We start from the raw sequence: 20806 nt of genomic DNA, 5'->3' as shown, positions 1-20806 counted from the left end.
TTGGTAAAATTTTTCGGCTTAATGACTATGCTGCATCTTCAGCGTCAGTATCTAAATCAGTAATATCTTCAGGATGATTTTGCTTGCGGGTTTTCCAGTATTCATCATCTGCTACTCTATAAAGATACTCACAAGTATCTTTAATAAGATTCAATTGTGTACCTGCTAAACGTGCGCGATCACCTTTAAAACATTCATAAAAGATTACCTCTACAAAATACTCAGCAAACTTATAAACTGCTTGTCGTTCTTCTTCAGGAGTCAAATATCGCAACTCCCCATTAACTAAGTCATAAGCCGTCTGTCCTTCTGCTTCTTTTCGTCTCACTTTTTTCATAAGACTTGCTATCTTAGCTGCAACAATCTGAGTTAAAGACTCAGTATCATCTGCCAAATCTTTATTAAATTTCAAAATCACATCAGCAGCTTCATCAATTGGTTTGAGAATTGCATTAGTTTTTGGTGATTTACCTTTGCTTTTAGCTCTGTAAAAACAACGATATAGTTTAGTTAGTTCATCAAGCTTAGTCATGTTATCTCCTTGAGGATCAAAGCAGTAGTAAAGGTATTGATACAAGCGAATTTTTGCAATAGATACAGATTCAATTTTGTCTTGCTTTCGTAGCCATTTATTTAGGTAGTGAAATACATACAATGGACTAGTTTCTAAATCTCGTGCCAAATCTGCTAATTTACCCCAATCTGGATCGCCGTCTTTTTTGCGGTTCGCTTCTAAGTGGATAGAATAAGCAGCCGTGAGCGCATTTAAAGGTGAAAACGTTCTTAGTTGCCGAGGTAAGATACTATCTAAGCGATAATTATCTTGTTTAATCAGAGAACGAATTGCTTGATGTTCTCCATCAATTACAGTTGTTTCATCAAAATCAGCACCACTAATAAAAGGTGGTATGGGCGATTCAGAAGCTACAACTTTTACATCCATAACAAGCGGTAATGTGAATGCTAACCAAGCTGGCATTACCCACGATTCTGTATCTGTAGGTTCTCTTCCTGGCGGTAAACCAATAAAGAAGAAAGTTAATGTTTCATCATCGGGGTAGCTAATTTTAAATGTCTTATCATCTTCTGGCGAAATTTCCTGCTTAATCAACAAATCATCTACTCTTTGATAGTTGCTGATTTCTAAATTGGCAACTTGCTCTTTAGAAACAAAATGTTTACGCAGTTCCGCATCAAATCGAGTTTGAGATATAGCATTATAAGCTTTCTGCAAAAACTTATTAGTTTCAGGAGTGAAGAAATAAGCAGGATATAGATAGAGATAGCGATATTTACGCCCTTCAAAGTCTGCACCAGTCGAGTTAGTCTTGCTCATAAGAATTTGTCTCAACATGATTTCAATTGACCAAATTGAGCAAATTTGTCGCTTTGCTGCTTGAGCATTAAATAAAATCTGACGATTACTGTAAACTTGCGGTGCAAATAACGTTGCTGACTCCATTTGCTCGGTGACAGTGTAGGGAGAGCTAGATATAGCACAAACATTTTCTCTACCTCTTCCTGTAACTTTTGCAGCGTTATACCTGCTTATTTCTAGTAAAAATTGGTCTGGTTTGGGTTCGATAACTGCACCTGTTGGTAAAGAAATCACTCGACTTACATAAGTGCGTAAATCACTCCAGCCATCAGGTATTATAAATTCTTCTAAAATAGGTTGTATGAGATTGGAAGTATAGTTAACCATATCTTCCATCAACTCAATATTTTGGGCTAAATCCTTACCTGGATTTTTTTTGTAATATTTAGCAGCTAAATAGTACCAATCTAAAGGAACACCACCTGTTTTCTTTAAAGATTGGATTTGTCTTAAAGCTGGTATTTCTTCTGATAAACCCAAGTATTCAGCTAGTTTTTCAGTCAGGTTTAATTTAGGAATAGTTTTACGTTCAGCTTTAGGAAATTGTTTTTGATATTCATTTGCCTTTTCTTGCCATTTATCCCAAATACCTCGACATATAATATCTCCAAATTCTGCTAATCTATCAATTTGAATTTCATTACCAAATACTACATCTATATTTTGTGATAATTCTCCTTGTTGCTGAAAAGATTGTAAACTTTCACTACGCTTACCAGATGAGGCTAGTTTAGTATCAGGCAGTATATTTCTAGCAGCATTAATGCTAACTTTCATTAATTCATTAGCTTGAAAGAATAGCCAGTAATAATCTGCAAACTTGAAACCTTTACCATCTCGACTAAAACCTGTTTGTCGCTTCATTAGCTGCTGACTGCATAAGGTTTTAATTTTATTTACAACCTGATTGGGAATATCATCAGTATTAATTGCAGGCGCATCACTACTGGCAAGATATACTACACCATCTGGTAAATATAATAACTGTGTGTAGTAATGCTTAGGATGTACATCCATCAAGGCATTATTAATAATATTTGTCAGAACGCCACGATTATCTGATAAAGCATGGTAGCTAAACTTTAATTGACCATTACTTAAATCGTTTAATAACTCAGGTAACTTCTCATTTCTGCCATCAATTTCTACATCACGAGGATGCTTTAATAGTGACGCAAATAAATCAGACATTTTTAGTAATCTGTGCAGAATATTCCGCACTCGACCATCCAAACGCGGTTGTAAACCACGAATTTCTAAACCTCTGTCAGCATCACTTCCATCACCAGCATTGCTACTTAACCAAACAATATCATCGATATAATTTTCCCAATCTTCACCCAAAAAACTATCTAAACTAAAATCTTGAATTTTTTGTTTGACATAATCCCGCCTTAAATTAGGTGCATCTGATTTTTTTGCAGGTTCTTTACGCCAATCACGGTTTGTAAACACACCATCCGTGTCATTATCTTGTAGCCAAATCGGATAGTCAGGAAATTTTTCAAAGTCATGTAGAATGTATGCAGCTACAAATAAACGAATTTCTTTTTCTCCACATTGACGCTTGACAGGATTAGTTTGCAATTCTGCTGACTTTAATTTCCTAATAATTCGGTATGTAGGAAATAACCCGTTCAGTAGGTGAGATAATAAGGATTGGTCATGCTTACTACGTTCAACATTTTTACCTTCAGCTTTACGATCTTCTGTAAATTGACCACCCTTTGCTGTTACCCCTACTAATTTATGAATTAATTGAGGCAGTACATTATCAGTAAAACTCAGAAGTATGGAATCTTCCTGATTTTCTGGTGCTTCTTTAATTGCCTTTTTGAAGAGGCTAATAGTTAAAAGCTCTTTCTGTACAGGAGCATCTTTATTTTCTTCATCATCATAGTTATCTAAGTCTGGAATTTCTGGATATTCTTCAAAGTTATTCGTACTCACTTTTATTCTCCGTCTTTATCGTATAAATCTTTCACTGCCTGAGAGCCAAATGCAATACAGGCTAAAACATCTTCTGGTTCTATACCTATATATGCCTCTAAAATAGTCTCAATAGTTTCTCCACCAGCTAATAAATCTAAAATTAAAGAAACCCAAATACGATGTCCACGAATGCAGGGTTTACCAAAACAGATGTTCGGGTCAATGGAAATCCGAGAAAATAAATTATCTTCAGCCATTAGTATTCCCAAAATTTGATGCTCTATAACTTTCTAACAAATCCAGCCTTCATCTTTTTTCGGCTTGCGAAACCAAAGCAGGGTTTCCAGCATGAGTGCAGATTTACCAAAAGCTATAGTGTACGGTGGTAATTTTTTATCATCGCTACTGTATTTATCTGCCAAGGAGTATGCTTGAAAGTGGATAGGTAAACCTAACGTTGCTCTTAGGTAAGCGCGATCGCAATCTGAAATAAAGCATACTAAACCCCTACCTGACACAGCATCACTTATTTTATTAATCCCGCTTCCGTGGAGCTGGCGAATTTCTAAGTTTTTGAGAACTTGGACTTTACCAGACTTAGCAATATCGCTAATATCTTCAGGGTAGTAAAACCGCCAGTCTTCTCTTACTTCTCGATAGCCAGTCAATTTCAAGCAACATAAAGCTTCTTGAAAACGAGTGGTTGTAACTCTATATTTCTCAGCCTGTTGTATAAATTCTTTTCTATCCATCCACTCAAACTTAAAGTTGCTGAGAATACCCGGTAAGTTATAAGTTTTAAAACGTTCATTTTGTGGTTCTTCTGAATTTGTATCATCGTAAATTGCACAATCTAACTGGCTGCTTCCCCGAAAACTTCGTGCTTCATCAATAATTTTTTTATTCTTTTTATTTTCTTGTAAACATTGATTAATTTGGTCATATTTTGTCCAAATTTTTACATCAAATGCTGCTTCAATAGCCTCTTTAAAGTTTTTCTCTGCTTCCGGATATTGATGAGTCAGTCGTCTTAATTCTTGATGAACACAAGCCGATTGAATAGCACCCCAGCGTTTAGGATAATGCTTAAATTTATTTACAGATGGATAATTTGACGGACAACGAATAACTTCTGTAAAGGTTACTCGATCATAAGTTTCTCCATCTTGCAAAGGATGTGAATCAATTTCAAATAATCTTTCTACAATAAACTTAGGAATTAAGGCATAAGTATGATAAGGATGAGGGTGAAAATCTTGATGTCTACCTATTCTGCCAAAGCGTTGAATGAAATTACCTGCATCTGCACCTTCAAATATCAAAAAATTTATTCTAAAATCTACACCTACATCAATAGTTGATGTTCCTATAAGCAAATCAGCTTTCTCAACTGATTCAGATTTTTCTGTCTCACCAGTTAAACCCGTATTTTCTCTAACACTTAACCCTAATGGCTCGAAAATGTCCTTGAAATGCTTAACTAATTTCTTAACCGCAGCTATCGAGTTGAGAATAATCGCGCCTTTGCTACCTGGGTAATCTTGAAAAAACTTTAAAATTACTGATTCAGAATTTTCTATTAGCCAATCATAACTAGATGAGAGATTAGGTTCTAGTGTTTTTGGAAAAAATAAAGTTATTGGCTGACTAATCGGTCGCCATTGATTACCACTATCGGAAAAACAATATTTTTGTTCCTTTGCTGGATTAATTTCTTTATAACGAATTCTAGATTTGTTAAAAAACTCTATTAATAAATCATCTGGGGTTGCAGATAAAAACAAAAACTTCTTACCTGGAACTGTATGCTTAATTAACAATATTGCGTTGAATATGCTTGCAACTTGAGCCGAAGAAAATACATGAAATTCATCAAATATAAACAAATTGTAGTTATCATCTATTTTACTGAATAGCTTATTGGCGTTTTCTCCCTTTGTTTTACCGTCTTTTTTAAAACGCTTCAGATAGCGAAAATCGTGAATATAGTAAAAAATATCGGGATTAGTCAACAAAATTTCAGCTTGGTTAGAAAGATTAGTTAATCCAGACTGCTTACTTGGCAGTTTATTAGTTTCAATAAAGTCTTCCAAAATAGCTGCATTTAGTCGATAAATCTGTGGATCTTTGTCTGGTTGAAATTTGTCCTTATAGTTTTGTACTTGCTTTTGCTGATCTCTGGCTAACTCGTTGGTCGGGTAAGTAGCCATCGTAGATACGCCGTCTACCATAGCTAGGAGAAATGCTGCCAAACTTTTACCATCGCCAGTCATGGCTGTGTTAAAAACTACATCTATCTTCGGATCTCGTAATGCCTCTAACGTTTCTCGCTGATGCCAAGAAAGCGACCAATCATCCGGTAATTTCAGTCCTTTAGGAGTCGATACAGTTTGTGAATAAACGGCTTTCAGATTTATGCTGTAATTTTCAAACATATAATGAAGCTCTAGTATGCAGAGTTAGAAGAATTTCTGCCACCAATGGTGGCAGTTTTTATTTATGTAGTAAATACGACTGGCTAATTTCTGCAACCATTAGTTGCAGTTTTATTAGTAAAAAACTTCTCTAGTTAATTTCTCGCACCAATAGTGCGAGTTTTTGGTTTACTTAAATAGTGTCCGTAACTGGTTGTTAAAAACTATATTGGCACGCAAAATAGAAGTTGACAAGATATGTCCGCATAAAAGTGTCCGTATAAAATGAGTCGTAAAGGTCAATCGATAACTCTGTCTCTGGGAGAACGGGATAAAGCTGAGTTAGAAAACTTAGCGTTGGAATTTGGTATGATGTGGGGAGATCGCCCGAATATTTCCAAATTAATAGAAGCGATCGCTCGTCATCAATTAACCATTGGTAAAAATCACGACTGGTCAGAATCGCGTATCCGTGCGCTTGACCGGGCGATGCGAGTATTAGCAGACGTTGGACAAAATGAGCAAGCGCAGATAATTGCAAAATTATTACTCGAACGTAGCGAACTACCAATACCTCTACGCAACGACATCGAAAGTTTTTTAGGGAACTTACCCCCGCAGTGGCGTTTAGAAATAGACCGTTACATCCTACGCCAGCAACCTTTTCAACTTAGTTATCAAGATGCTAGACATCACGTCTGGAATTTTACTGTCCGTTACGCCAAAGTTGTCCCACACGAAAAGCGTCAATATCTTGATTGCTGGTGTGAAGAGACAGAGGGTAACTTTGATGTGGCAGAATTACAGCACAATTGGAGTTTGCGTTTAGATAGGATACAAGATGCTGCGGTTTTACCTGTTACTGGTGAATGGCGTTTGGGGTTAGCAGAGATAGACGTAGAAATGTATCTCTTTGCAGGTTTAGCCTTTGCATATCAACCCAAACCAGAAGATAAAATCAATGAATGGCTACCAGATACCCAAAAAGTACGGCGAGTTGTTAGGCGTGTTTCTAGTACATTTTGGTTTATTCGAGAAGTAATGCAATATACACCAGATTGTGTGATTATAGCGCCAGAAAATGCGCGATCGCTCATCAAAGAAAAACTCAAAACTCTTTGTCAGCATTATGAATTAAACATTGATTCCTGATATGAGATAAATTTACCAAGGTAAACGCCCGGAATAATTATTTCCTCGGCGTTCCCTTTCTATATCCAAACGCTGTTTTAGCATCTTGTATATTTCGCGTGCAAGAGTATCTAAGTTTTTCGATTCATCTTCTGAAGTAGAATCTTCGTTAGTTAATGAATTACTATTATCTTGTTGAACAGAATCGGCTGAGTTGAATGTTTCATAACTGGCTTGGATAAATTGCAGAGAATTTTCATTGTTAGGAAAATCATTACCTACACTTCTAATTTGTTTTACAGCTTTTGGCTTATTGTAAGATTGGTTATTTTCTCTGAGCGTTTGTATAATAGTTTTTGGACTAATACTATTAACTTGAATTTCATCAAATAATTCAGCAATATTTGACCATGAATTTGGTATATCTTGTGCTGATTGTTTTTGAATATTGTAAGTAGGATTATGAGATTGAGAAAGAGTCTGAGTAACTTTTGGTGAATTTTTTTTATCTTTGGTCGGAGACAATTTAGATTTCGATACTTGAGAAAGTGGAGAAAAAATAGAGATATTTTTTAAAGCTTTAGGCAATTGAGGAATTTCTGTTTTACTTAAGATATTCTCTGCTGATGCTGATGTAATTTTTAGATTATCATTTTTTAAATTACTGTCTATTTTTGGCTGAATAATTTCTGAATCTGTACTAGTATTTGCAGGTGCAATCTGTTTTTGATTTGATGCAGTTAGTGAGTGTTCAATTTCCTCAACAACTGATTGAAGAGAGACCGAATTATCACTATCTGTTTTTGGTTGAATAATTGGTGATTCTGTATCAGTATTAGAAGGTGTAATCGCTTTTTCATTGAACTCAGTTTGTGAGTAGTCATTTTCTACTATATCTGATTGAGGATAGACAGAATCATCGCTATCTACTTTGGGTTGAATAATATCTGATTCTCTAACAAGATTATGCGGTGCGATCGCTTGTTCTTTTAACTCAGTTCGTGAGTTGTCAATTTCTGCCATCTCTGGTTGAGAATAAGTAGAATTGTCACTATCTAATTTTAGTTGAATAATTGGTGATTCTGTAGCAGTATGAGAAGGTGCGATCGCTGTTTGCTTTAACTCAGTTTGTGAAGAGTCAATTTCTGATATTTCTGGTTGAGGAGAAGCAGAATTATTACTATCTATTTTTGCTTGAATAATGTTCGATTCTCTACCAAGATTAGAAGGTGCGATCGCTTTTTCATTGAGTTCAGTTTGTGAATAGTCAGGTTCTACTATCTCTGGTTGGAGAGAAGCAGAATCATGACTATCTAATTTCGTTTGAATAATTTGTGATTCTGTAGCAGCATTGAAAGGTGCGATCGCTTTTTTATTTAACGTAGTTTGTGAGTCGTCATTTTCTACTATCTCCGGTTGAGGAGAGACAGAATTATTACTATCTATTTTTGCTTGAATAATTGGTGATTTTGTACCAGTATTGGAAGGTGCGATCTCTTGTTCATTTACCTCAGTTCTTGAGTAGTCATTTTCTACTATCTCTGATGGAAGAGAAACCAAATTATCACTATCTAGTTTTGCTTGAATAACTGGTGATTCTGTAGCAGTATGAGAAGGTGTGATCGCTTGTTCTTTTAACTCAGTTCGTGAGTTGTCAATTTCTGGTATCTCTGGTTGAGGAGAAGCGGAACTATTATTATCTATTTTTGCTTGAATAATATCTGATTCTGTAACAGTATTAGAAGATGTGATCGCTTTTTCATTGAACTCAGTTTGTGAATATTCATTTTCTACTATCTCTGATTGAGGATAGACAGAATTATTACTATCTAGTTTTGGTTGAATAATGTTTGATTCTGTACCAGTATTAGAAGGTGCGATCGCTTTTTTATTTGACTCAGTTTGTGAGTAGTCAGGTTCTACTATCTCTGGTTGGAGAGAAGCAGAATCATGACTATCTAATTTCGCTTGAATAATTGGTGATTCTGTATCAGTGTTTGAAGGTGCGATCGCTGTTTGCTTTAACTCAGTGAGTGAGTTGTCAAATTCTACTATCTCTGGTTGAGTAGAAACAGAATTATCGCTATCTATTTTTGCTTGAATAATATCTGATTCTGTACCAGTATTGGAAGGTGCGATCGCTTTTTTATTTGACTCAGTTTGTGAGTAGTCAGGTTCTACTATCTCTGGTTGGAGAGAAGCAGAATCATGACTATCTAATTTCGCTTGAATAATTGGTGATTCTGTACCAGTGTTAGAAGGTGCGATCGCTTTTGCACTTAACGCAGTTCGTGAGTGGTCAATTTCTGTGATTTCTGGTTGAGGAGAAGCAGAATTATCACTATCTAATTTTGCCTGAATAACTGGTGATTTTGTACCAAGATTGGAAGGTGCGATCGCTTTTTCGTTTAACTCAGTTCGTGAATGATCAATTTCTAAAATCTCTGCTTGATGATATGCAGAATTATTACTATCTAATTTTGGTTTAATGACTGGTAATGCTGTACCAAGATTATTTGGTGCGATCGCTGTTGGGTTTAACTCAATGCGTGAGTCGTCAATTTCTACTATCTCTGATTGAGGAGAGACAGAATCATGACTATCTAATTTCGCTTGAATAATTGGTGATTCTGTAGCAGTGTTTGAAGGTGCGATCGCTTTTTTATTTAACGTAGTTTGTGAGTCGTCAAGTTCTACTATCTCTGGTTGAGGAGAGACAGAATCATCGCTATCTAATTTTGGTTGAATAATCTCTGATTCTGTACCAGTATTAGAAGGTGCGATCGCTGTTTGCTTTAACGTAGTTTGTGAGTCGTCAAATTCTACTATCTCTGGTTGAGGAGAAACAGAATTATCACTATCTAGTTTTGGTTGAATAATATCTGGTTCTGTACCAGTGTTAGAAGGTGCGATCGCTTGTTGTTTTAACTCAGTTTGTGATTCATCAATTTCTACTATCTCCAGTTGAGGAGATACAGAATCATGACTATCTAATTTCGCCTGAATAATCTCTGATTCTGTACCAGTGTTGGAAGGTGCGATCGCCTGTTCATTTAACTCAGTTTGTGAGTCGTTAGTTTCTACTATCTCTGGTTGATGATAGACAGAATCGTCACTATCTAATTTTGGTTGAATAATGTGTGATTCTGTAGCAGTATTGGAAAGTGCGATCGCTTTTTTATTTAACGTAGTTCGTGAGTCGTAAGTTTCTACTATCTCTGGTTGAGTAGAAGCAGAACTATTACTATCTAATTTTGCTTGAATAACTGGTGATTCTCTAACAGTATTAGAAGGTGCGATCTCTTTTTCATTGAACTCAGTTTGTGAGTCGTTAGTTTCTACTATCTCTGGTTGATGATAGACAGAATCGTCACTATCTAATTTTGGTTGAATAATGTGTGATTCTGTAGCAGTATTGGAAAGTGCGATCGCTTTTTTATTTAACGTAGTTCGTGAGTCGTAAGTTTCTACTATCTCTGGTTGAGTAGAAGCAGAACTATTACTATCTAATTTTGCTTGAATAACTGGTGATTCTCTAACAGTATTAGAAGGTGCGATCTCTTTTTCATTGAACTCAGTTTGTGAGTCGTTAGTTTCTACTATCTCTGGTTGATGATAGACAGAATCGTCACTATCTAATTTTGGTTGAATAATGTGTGATTCTGTAGCAGTATTGGAAAGTGCGATTGCTTTTTCATTGAACTCAGTTTGTGACTGTTCAACTTCTACCATCTCTGGTTGAGTAGAAACAGAATTATCACTATCTAGTTTTGGTTGAATAATTGGTGATTCTGTAGCAGTATTGGAAAGTGCGATTGCTTTTTCATTGAACTCAGTTTGTGACTGTTCAACTTCTACCATCTCTGGTTGAGTAGAAACAGAATTATCACTATCTAGTTTTGGTTGAATAATTGGTGATTCTGTACCAGTGTTAGAAGGTGCGATCGCTTTTTTATTTAACGTAGTTTGTGAGTCGTCAAGTTCTACTATCTCTGGTTGACGAGAGACAGAATCATCACTATCTAATTTTGCTTGAATAATCTCTGATTCTGTACCAGTATTAGAAGGTGCGATCGCTTTTTCATTTAACTCAGTGAGTGAGTCGTATATTTCTACTATCTCTGGTTGAGGAGAAGCAGAATGATCACTATCTATTTTTGGTTGAATAATTGGTGATTCTTTACCAGTGTTGGAAGGTGCGATCGCTTTTTCATTTAACTCAGTTCGTGAATGATAAGTTTCTAATATCTCTGGTTGAGGAGAAACAGAATTATCACTATCTATTTTTGGTTGAATAATTGGTGATTCTTTACCAGTGTTGTAAGGTGCGATCGCTTTTTCATTGAACTCAGTTTGTGAGTATTCATTTTCTACTATCTCTGATTGAGGATAGACAGAATTATTACTATCTAGTTTTGGTTGAATAATGTTTGATTCTGTACCAAGATTGGAAGGTGCGATCGCTTTTTCATTTAACTCAGTTTGTGAGTAGTCATTTTCTACTATCTCTGATGGAAGAGAAACCAAATTATCACTATCTAATTTTGCTTGAATAATTGGTGATTCTGTACCAAGATTGGAAGGTGCGATCGCTTTTTCATTGAACTCAGTTTGTGAGTATTCATTTTCTACTATCTCTGATTGAGGATAGACAGAATTATTACTATCTAGTTTTGGTTGAATAATGTTTGATTCTGTACCAAGATTGGAAGGTGCGATCGCTTTTTCATTTAACTCAGTTTGTGAGTAGTCATTTTCTACTATCTCTGATGGAAGAGAAACCAAATTATCACTATCTAATTTTGCTTGAATAATTGGTGATTCTGTACCAAGATTGGAAGGTGCGATCGCTTTTTCATTGAACTCAGTTTGTGAGTATTCATTTTCTACTATCTCTGATTGAGGATAGACAGAATTATTACTATCTAGTTTTGGTTGAATAATGTTTGATTCTGTAGCAGTATTGAAAGGTGCGATCGCTTTCTCATTTAACGTAGTTCGTGAGTTGTCATTTTCTACTATTTCTGCTTGATGATATGCAGAATTATTACTATCTAATTTTGGTTGAATAACTGGTGATTCTGTAGCAGTATTGAAAGGTGCGATCGCTTTCTCATTTAACGTAGTTCGTGAGTTGTCATTTTCTACTATTTCTGCTTGATGATATGCAGAATTATTACTATCTAATTTTGGTTGAATAACTGGTGATTCTGTAGCAGCATTAGAAGGTGCGATCGCTTTTTTATTTAACTCAGTTTGTGAGTAGTCAGATTCTACTATCTCTAGTTGGAGAGAAGCAGAATCATGACTATCTAATTTCGCTTGAATAATCTCTGATTCTGTACCAGTGTTAGAAGGTGCGATCGCTTTTTGACTTAACTCAGTTCGTGAGTTGTCAATTTCTGCTATCTCTGGTTGAGAAGAAGTAGAATTATCACTATCTAATTTTGGTTGAATAATCTCTGATTCTGTACCAGTATTAGAAGGTGCGATCGCTTTTTTATTTAACGTAGTTTGTGAGTCGTCAAGTTCTACTATCTCTGGTTGAGGAGAGACAGAATCATCACTATCTAATTTTGCTTGAATAATCTCTGATTCTGTACCAGTATTAGAAGGTGCGATCGCTGTTTCACTTAACCCAGTTTGTGAGTCGTCAAATTCTACTATCTCTGGTTGAGTAGAAACAGAATTATCACTATCTAGTTTTAGTTGAATAATCTCTGATTCTGTACCAGTGTTAGAAGGTGCGATCGCTTTTTCATTTAACTCAGTTTGTGAATATTCAGCTTTACCACTATCTGCTTGCGGTTGAATAGTTAGTGATGTGTGTTGTCTTGGTTGCGATGGATTGGGTAGAGCCTCATTTTTTTGATTTGTAACAGAATTATTAGTATTGATTTGTGGTTGAATTAATTTTGAGTCTTTATTATCAGAAATTGATGATATTATATGTGGTTGTTGAGGTATGTTTGATAATTTATTTATTTCGCCAATATCATTATTTTCTATTGTTTGGTTGATATAATTCGTGTTTGGTGTGGTTACATCTATATTGGCGATCGCTTCACTTGGAGATAATCTGATATCACTATCCTGACTTAATAATATATCTCTACTTAAACTGGAGTTACTTCCTGCTGATTTTTGTTGAATGTTGGGTGAATTTGAACTATTTTTTTTGACTTTATTTCCTTCAGAATGACTTGGTGTATTGAAATGCTGTGATTTAGATTCAGAAAAAAAAGGTGAATCTTGAAAGGAATTTTCAATGATGTTAAAATCTGTGATAACTGGATTAAAAAATATGGAAGAATCAAAATTTGATAGTGATTTTGCTCCTAATGGTGATAAAAATTTAGGACTAATAAATTTACTTCCCAAAGGTTGATGAGGTAATAAAGGTTGCTTTATCCCTAGATTTAGGTCTGGTTCTGAAGGTTCTGAACTAAAACCTGTTGTCAGATTTTCTGTCATATACTTTTAATTACTAGCAAATGAACCTGAACTATCGCGTCCTGATAAAATTGATGCACCGCCAGACCTTGTTTTATCAACTTTTAAGCCTTCATAAGTTAAAGTTAATTCTTCAATAGCAACTGTGCTAGAATCGGCGCTTAAACCTGGTGCTTTCCATGAGATAGGTACAGCACCAATTAAAGTCCAACATTGCATGGTTTCACCAGCTTGATTAAACACTAAAATATTGACGTTACGCCGTTCTATTGCGCCACTTAAAATTTTATTCATCCAATTCCAAAAGGTTAAGTCATTTGTAATTCCTCGTTTGAGAGTAACATCAGAAAAATCTGCGGGACTTAACAAGACTCGTTGTTGATTATTCACACCGCCTTCAGCAAATTTTTCAGTTTTGATATTCACACCTAAGCCTTGGCATTCTGTAAAGCAGGCGGTAATATTACTTTCAATTTCGACATAAAATCTATTAGCGGTAACATAGTTTAATTCTCGGCTAGTATTAGCCATAACTCACTCCTATCTAATTTTTAAGTCTTTCTTTTTGCTGTTGTAAATCTTCCTTCATCAGTTCATAAACTTTATCTGTCAACTTCCATAACAATTGACGATCGCACATTACCTTACCTGCTAACTTGGCAAGTTTTTTTTGCTGATTACTGTCATCGGTCATAGCTAAACAATTGGATAAATAGATTTATATATATCAGCCAATTTGTCACATCGACAATTAGCCAATAGTCTACTTTTACTGCTTTATTGACGACTTAGTGGTACTAAACCAGTTTTCTCTAATATTTGCTGTACTTCTGCGGTTCTTAGCATTTCCGCAAATTTTTGACCGATGGGAGGACGGCTATTATCTCCTGGATACAATACAACTAATGGATAGCTGAGGGGATAGCTACCTGTTTTAAATACTTGGATGTTGGGCTGATAACTGCCTTTATCATCACACAAGTCAGTATTTGGATTTATTGGCTTTCCGTTATCTTGTACTAAAGTTTGTACTGCTGCTTTATTCCCATCTGCTATAGCCAAAGGATAAACAGAACACTGACCAAATACTTGACTGAGTGTAGCAAAACCAATACTACCAATATTATCTTCTTCAAAGTCCCGCAGAACTTTTTGTAGCATTTCTAAATTTGATAAAGACGTGATATTGATACCAGAATAAGTAAAAGATGTGTTTGATTGTTGCTGTTGTTTTAAATAACGGAAAGTTGCGATCGCTTCTTCGTTCCTGAGTACTCGCTGTTCAAATATCCTGATAGTTTCTGCGTCTTTTGGTATATAAAGATTAACTGGTAATTTAGGTAAATTGAAGCCTTTCAGTTGTTGCCAATCAGTAATTTTACCTGTATATAAATCTTGTAATTGCTGAATACTAATCTGACCATTTAAAGCTCGTGGTAAACTTTTATCGCGCTTGGAGTAACTAAAAGCCACAAAGACCACCAAACCATCATAAGCAAATTCTTGATGTTTTAGTTCTGGAGTTAATGGTTCTACCATATTAGCGATCGCAAAATCTTTTTGCTTATCTTTGACACTGGCGATCGCTTGTTCTATACTATCTTCTGGTTGATAGTTTAACTGTAATTTTGGCTGACTTGCTTTTAACTTTTCTTCCAGTGTTTGATTTTGCAAGATTAAATTGCTTTGTCGCCGGATAAAACTCCAAGTACTGTCTTTTTCACCAGTATAGTTAAATTTACCTCCAGGTACACCAGTCACACTTTTTAAACAGCAAACTACTGGTTCTTCCATCACAGTTTCTGGAGATTTCCATCTCTGGACTAGCCATACTATCAATCCACATAACAATAATCCCCCCAAAATACTTAATAGTAATATCGACGGACGATAAAGTTTGGCTTTGGGGGTCTCTGGTTGTTCTGGAATTATTAATATTTCCCTTGGTAAAACCTGATAAACTTGTAATAATGCTTCTCTCGCTTCTTCCGCATTATTAAAGGGCTTATCCAAGCCTAAAAGCCGGAACAAAAAAGCTTTAAATTCAAGAGTTATAGCTTGCCAATATTGTTCTTTTCTGGGGTCAATAGTTGTATCTAAAATATTACCTTGCAATAAATAAAAAGCTACATAGCCTAAATCAACTAAGTCTTGCGTTACAGTCGAAATCACAGGTTTAATAGTTGATAATTGAAATAAATTTTCCCATAATGTTAAATCTGTTAAATGAATAAAAAATTCTGCTGTATCTGCCATAATTAGCAGACTATCTAAATTAATATTACCGTGAGCGATTCCTTGTTGTATTTGTCCAGTTGGTAGACTAAATTTTTGACCGTGGAGAAATTGTAGAGTTTGTAATCCTTGGTCAAGCACACGATATACTTCCCTCTCAGACATTGGTTTATTAGTAGCTTTTAGATATGTTCTGAGAGTAGGATAAGCATCGATATTGCCATTAGTAACAAGATAGCAGCGTTCAGCAATTGGGTCAGAAATTGCATCCCAAGGAAAATTTAGCCGGATATCTTGAATTCTTCCATCAGCTAAACTCAAACCAGCCAAACGTTCAAAAGCTTGTTTCCTATCTCTGGTTTCTTCAGCGTTAAAAGCCAATTGGGGTAATAAATATTCTTTAATAATTGCTGGCTGTTGGTCTGTTAGCTGTATTCCCTGATATAAGCGCCCTAAACCGCGATTTCCGATATACTTATCTATGCGATACCGCCCTTTGTACCCCCGAAATTCAGTTTTAGCAGGGATAATCGCCGGAAAACCACAGGTTTGACAAGTTTTAGCCGTCGGGTTTTGTTCTATTGTTTTTTCTGTCCATTCACAGCTTAAAGTATTCCCCGTCCAGCAGCGATATTTGTGGTAGATGATATCCACCCCCACAGGCATTGGTGGTTGCAAAGTGACAGGAGTTAAAATCGGTTCCGGTTCTACAACTGGTGGGTTTTCTGATTTTGGGAAAAACCTCTGCGGTAATTTGGCTTTAATTTGTTCATAAACCACGACGGAAACCCTTAGCGATCGCTCTTATCTACCGCATCCTACACTGAATTTTTGCCCAAAGCCATTAGACTTTCCGCTAAGAAATAGGGAGTGGGGAGTGGGGAGTTGGGAATGGGGAAGAAAGATTTTATTCTTTTGTTTTTCAAAATAGCCTCTTAATTCCTCCCTGTAATGATAAAACCTGCCCAATAGTAAGGATGATTATAAGGCTTTCTCTCAGGAACTATTTTGCTAATTCTATATAAATGGGTAGCTAAATAAGTTCTAATTCGCAACTCATCTGGATGCAGAGTTTTAATTAAATTTTCATACCAAATAGCCAATTCGCCGGCGGTGACTTCTTGCAACCATGTAGTTGCTTCTGTTAAAGCTGTGGCTGGTGATTTGTTAACTTGTAGGCGGCGATAAAATTCGATAATTAATAATGCACTCGCTGATGATTCTACATTCCACAAAGTACTAATCACTTGCGGAACACCACCACACAGAAAACCATTTACTAAAGAGACATATTCAGTAGTGATATTTTGGTTAAGATGACTCACAAATTTACACGCCGATAGTAAGACTAAATTGTAACTAGTGAGGTTTTTTTGGCAGATTTCTGCAAGGGTGAGTTTTTCTTCTCCTGCTAATGTTAATTCTGATTTATTTTTGTCAATGAAATTGTTGATAACTTGCCCGGTAAAATGCAAGATATTGTAATCATCAGCTAAGGCTTTCTCAACAGTAGTTTTAATAGCGGCTTCAGCTTGGATGCGTTGGTGATGTTCAAACATCTGGGTAATGACTTCTGATTCCAACTTGGCAAATTTTGGTGGTGCATAATTTGTCTGTGCTGGAGATTCAATACTGAGTAATATCTGTTCTTGCCAGTTCTCTATATTTCTGGGTTGTAAGCTTAATCCTACTTGGACACTAGGCAAATAATTTGTAATAAATTTTGCGGGAAGATTGAGCATTTCTGCGTCAGAATTAGGCAGATTAAATAGCAGGTGTAAAGGCAATCTGGCTAAGTCGCGGTGCGGAATTAAAATGAGGTTGGTAATTCCTTCCAGTTCTTGAGTAATTGTGGCAATTTCGAGAATTTTTTGCAGATTTAACAGCCTGTATTCCATCTGCGATCGCCAAACATGATTGCCTTTAGTTTGGGGGTCTTGGGCTTGTTCACAATAATCTTGATAAGTTTTATGCCAATCTTCTAACCAATGTTCAAAAGCAATCAATCTTTGCGTTGCTTCTGGTAATGGTAATTCTTGTAAAGGCTTATTATTGGCTGCTGAAATATTACCTCGTGCTTGCACAGGAATAAACACCAAAATTGGCGAAGGAGCGCCATCTTTAATAATAAATGTGTGCAGTGCTGCTGGGCTAATATGCCAGTAAATAATTGCCGTGTTGGGGTTCAGTAACTCTTGAACTGAGTTATAATTCAGAAAATAAATTTCATTTTGCCAGCCAAATAATAGCCATTGTAAACAAGCATTTTTTATTTGTTCTGCCAATTCCCAAGCTTCTACTAAATCACCCGATTCTACTAAAAAGTCAACGCCTAATTGCCCAATTCCCGCAAATTTTAGCGCCAACTGTTTTTTACTTTCTTCAGAACGTGCAGCATCACTCAACAATGCTTGCAATAAATTAGCAGCCCGTTGTTGTAATTCTTGGGCTTGGGTAATTTGTCCTAAACCTAACAGAACTTTAACTAAAGATTGCAGTATTTCTAAATGTAACTGGGGAAATCCTTCCCAACTGAGAGTTAATAAGGCTTGGTTGTATTCAAATACAGATTTCCGCCAATGTTGACGAGATGCAGATTGTTTCTTACCTTGCTCATAATGGGTGTTGCCAATCGCCAAATGTAATCTACCCCAACCTTCTGGGTGAGTGTCTGGGCGGATATGTTTTAACCCTTGTTCATAGCTGGCGAGTTTACCTATATAACCGCCTTGTCTTAAAGCTGGGTAATTGATGGCGACGCTGGTTAATAAATTGAAGACATAACTTTCTGGTACATGACCAATTGCTGTCCCTCGACCAATCCAAGCTTCCCAATAATCAAGTTTAATTTGTAAGGCGTTGTCGTAAGCAACGATCGCCTCAGTATAGCGTTCCAAATAAAACAGAGCGACTGCTTGATTATACCAAGCTAAATGAAAGTCTGGTTTAATGGCGATCGCTTTTTCGTAGGAAGATATCGCTTCTTCCCGCCTGCCTAAGTTATCTAGCGCCACGCCCCGGTTATACCAAGCCAAATAAAAATCCGGTTGGGCTGCTAAGGCTTTATCCCAAGATGCGATCGCCTCTGACCACTGTCTCAAATTAAACAGCACCACACCCCGGTCAATCCAGACTTCGTAATAATCGGGTTGCAATTCTAAAGCTTGATTATAAGAAGCGATCGCATCTTCATATTGTTCGTTAACCGCTAAAGCAATGCCTCGGTAATACCAAGTTTCCGGGTCTTGGGGTTGCAATTCTAAAGCTTGATCGTAACTGGTAATGGCCTCCCACACTTGCCCCAACTTCAACAACGCCAAAGCCTTACTCGCCCAAGCTTCGGGGTAATTGGGGTGAACTTCAATCGCCTGATCAAAAGATGCGATCGCTTCGGCAAATAATCCCAATTCTCCCAGCGTACCGCCACGATTGTACCAAGCTTTGTAATGGTCTGGTTTCAGATCAATTGCAGTGTCATAAGCCGCCACCGCTTCGGCAAACCGTTCTAAATGGAACAAAGTCAAGCCACGATTAAACCAGTATTCAGGGGATTCCGGTTGTAATTCAATGGCACGGTCGTAAGATGCGATCGCACCTGCCAAATCCCCCGTTTTGGCTTGTTGCAAACCTTGATAAAACCAAGCTTGGGCTTGAATTGCCGTATTAGCTGGATTCGGCGTAGTCGGCAAAGTAGGACTAGATTGTGTTGTCAGATTAATTGCCAATTGCTGTACTAAATGGGCGCTTTGATCCAACCTGCCCAACAATTCATCTAAAGTGTAGGCCACAGTGGGATCTAAATTTGCCAGATATTGATCCCAAGCATTTTCAGAAATACCTGTTCGCGCTAGTCTGGCTTGTTCATCTGGATATTCTAGTGACAATTCACCCAAATTACCAATCACATCTTCTGCCGCCGGAGTTAAAAAAGCCACGGTGGCGGGGGGTGCAAATTCTTCTTCTGCGGTGTCTTCCCTGGTTGCTGTTTCCTGAGATGGCGCGGTGGTGAATGCTTCCCCAGTCTGTGTATTCACGTTTTCTGTCGTCTGGGGTGGTGGACTATCTACCAATTCTGCGGCGGTATCTCCCCAAAGACTAGCAGCTAAATTATCTCTTGCCGTTTCTGGTGCATACTCCCAAGTGGGAATATTTGTGTTTTCCGTGGCGTATTCTAGAGGTGGTGGACTATCAGTCAATTCTGCTGTGGGATCACCCCAAAGACTGGCGGCTAAATCATCTGCGCTAGTTTCCTCTGGTGTGGTGGTAAACGCTGACCCAGAATATTCCCAAATCGGGATATCTGTATTTTGGGCGGGTTCTGCTTGGGGTATGGTACTAACTACAAATTCTTCCCCTGTATACTCCCAAATAATTTCTGCGACATTCTCTGTCGAAACTTCCGAGGATGATGTCATATCTGCAACCTGATTAACTGCATTTTCTGGAGGTTGTGCAGTTGCTTCCTCGTACTCCCATAGCGATTCGCCCAAATTCCGCAGTAAATTCTGCCCAGGAGTATTCGTTGTTTCATTCGTTGTCGAGACAACAGATTGTTCCTCAGCAGTTTCTTCCCAGTCATCGGTATGACTCGTCATTAAACGAATACCAATGTCATAGGAAAGTTCACCAACTTTGCCGATATTGAGTTCTCCTAGTTGGATCATCTGCGAGGCTAACTGCTGATTAGGCAGCCCAGAGGAGATTAACAATCGTTCACCATAAATGAGTAACCAATCTATCCAACGTTCGGTACTAATTCGGTCTTCCATCCGTTGGAGATATTTGATTGCCCATTGTTGTCCCCGTCCTTGATGTACCCCTTCTAGCAGTTGGGTAAACAGAAGTTCCAAATCAGCATTAGTTAATTCAGGAGGTGGTTCTACCATTTCCTGTTCGCTAACAGTTTTTAAAGTCTGTTTACTACTAGTGGGCTGGTTTGAATGTGTTTTAAGCCACTGCCATAGCTGCGTGAGCATCTGCACATACTCTGAAGGTTTTGTTTATCCTAGATTGTAGCGATCGTTATGTCAAAAAACGCTAGATTTGCGTGAAACCCACTGCCATTAACGGGTTTATCGGGTAGATGTTTATCAAAAATATACAAAACTTTGTTAGTTGTTATAGCAGGAGGCAGGAGGCAGAAGAATTTTAGATTTTGGATTGCCGTTAGCGCAGCGTTAGCGAGTCCGCGAGCGTCTTTTAGATTGAAAGAGTTTCCTAATCAGGACTTACGCACAAAGATTATCTGTAGAGATTGGGTGAA

At 37.0% G+C, this 20806-nt stretch carries 9 protein-coding genes; 1 reads left to right on the top strand and 8 read right to left on the bottom strand.

Annotated elements, in window-relative coordinates:
• Window positions 1–25: 25 nt before the first annotated feature.
• From cas10d to cas3, 3 genes are read right to left on the bottom strand one after another with little or no spacing between them, the layout of a single operon-like run.
• Window positions 26–3328, bottom strand: coding sequence for a type I-D CRISPR-associated protein Cas10d/Csc3 (cas10d, locus tag H6G77_RS12035; protein ID WP_190871679.1), 3303 nt, complete (start codon window positions 3326–3328; stop codon window positions 26–28).
• Window positions 3329–3330: 2 nt separating this feature from the next.
• Window positions 3331–3567, bottom strand: coding sequence for a DUF433 domain-containing protein (locus H6G77_RS12030; RefSeq protein ID WP_190871678.1), 237 nt, complete (start codon window positions 3565–3567; stop codon window positions 3331–3333).
• Window positions 3568–3600: 33 nt separating this feature from the next.
• Window positions 3601–5745, bottom strand: coding sequence for a type I-D CRISPR-associated helicase Cas3' (gene cas3 / locus H6G77_RS12025; protein WP_190871677.1), 2145 nt, complete (start codon window positions 5743–5745; stop codon window positions 3601–3603).
• Between the two features lie 264 nt (window positions 5746–6009).
• On the opposite strand from cas3, the gene H6G77_RS12020 reads away from it, so the two are divergent.
• Window positions 6010–6876 (top strand): YafY family protein, encoded by an 867-nt coding sequence (locus H6G77_RS12020; protein ID WP_190871676.1) that lies wholly within the window; start codon window positions 6010–6012, stop codon window positions 6874–6876.
• A 12-nt stretch (window positions 6877–6888) separates the two neighbouring features.
• On the opposite strand, the gene H6G77_RS12015 is transcribed toward H6G77_RS12020, so the two are convergent.
• The 5 genes from H6G77_RS12015 to H6G77_RS11995 form a co-directional block, all read right to left on the bottom strand.
• Entirely contained in the window at window positions 6889–13329 is a 6441-nt protein-coding gene (locus H6G77_RS12015; RefSeq protein ID WP_190871675.1) for a hypothetical protein, read from the bottom strand.
• A gap of 6 nt (window positions 13330–13335) precedes the next feature.
• Window positions 13336–13839, bottom strand: a complete 504-nt coding sequence (locus H6G77_RS12010; RefSeq protein ID WP_190590165.1) for a phage tail protein — start codon at window positions 13837–13839, stop codon at window positions 13336–13338.
• Between the two features lie 13 nt (window positions 13840–13852).
• Window positions 13853–14002, bottom strand: coding sequence for a hypothetical protein (locus H6G77_RS12005; RefSeq protein ID WP_190590166.1), 150 nt, complete (start codon window positions 14000–14002; stop codon window positions 13853–13855).
• Window positions 14003–14085: 83 nt separating this feature from the next.
• A complete protein-coding gene (locus H6G77_RS36470) occupies window positions 14086–16323 on the bottom strand; it encodes a substrate-binding domain-containing protein (protein ID WP_190871674.1) in 2238 nt (745 codons plus the stop codon).
• Between the two features lie 155 nt (window positions 16324–16478).
• Window positions 16479–20519, bottom strand: a complete 4041-nt coding sequence (locus H6G77_RS11995; RefSeq protein WP_190871673.1) for a tetratricopeptide repeat protein — start codon at window positions 20517–20519, stop codon at window positions 16479–16481.
• Window positions 20520–20806: the final 287 nt, after the last annotated feature.

The sequence above is a fragment of the Aulosira sp. FACHB-615 genome, assembly GCF_014698045.1.
Classification (GTDB): domain Bacteria; phylum Cyanobacteriota; class Cyanobacteriia; order Cyanobacteriales; family Nostocaceae; genus Nostoc_B.
This window is presented reverse-complemented; position numbering and strand designations above follow the sequence as displayed.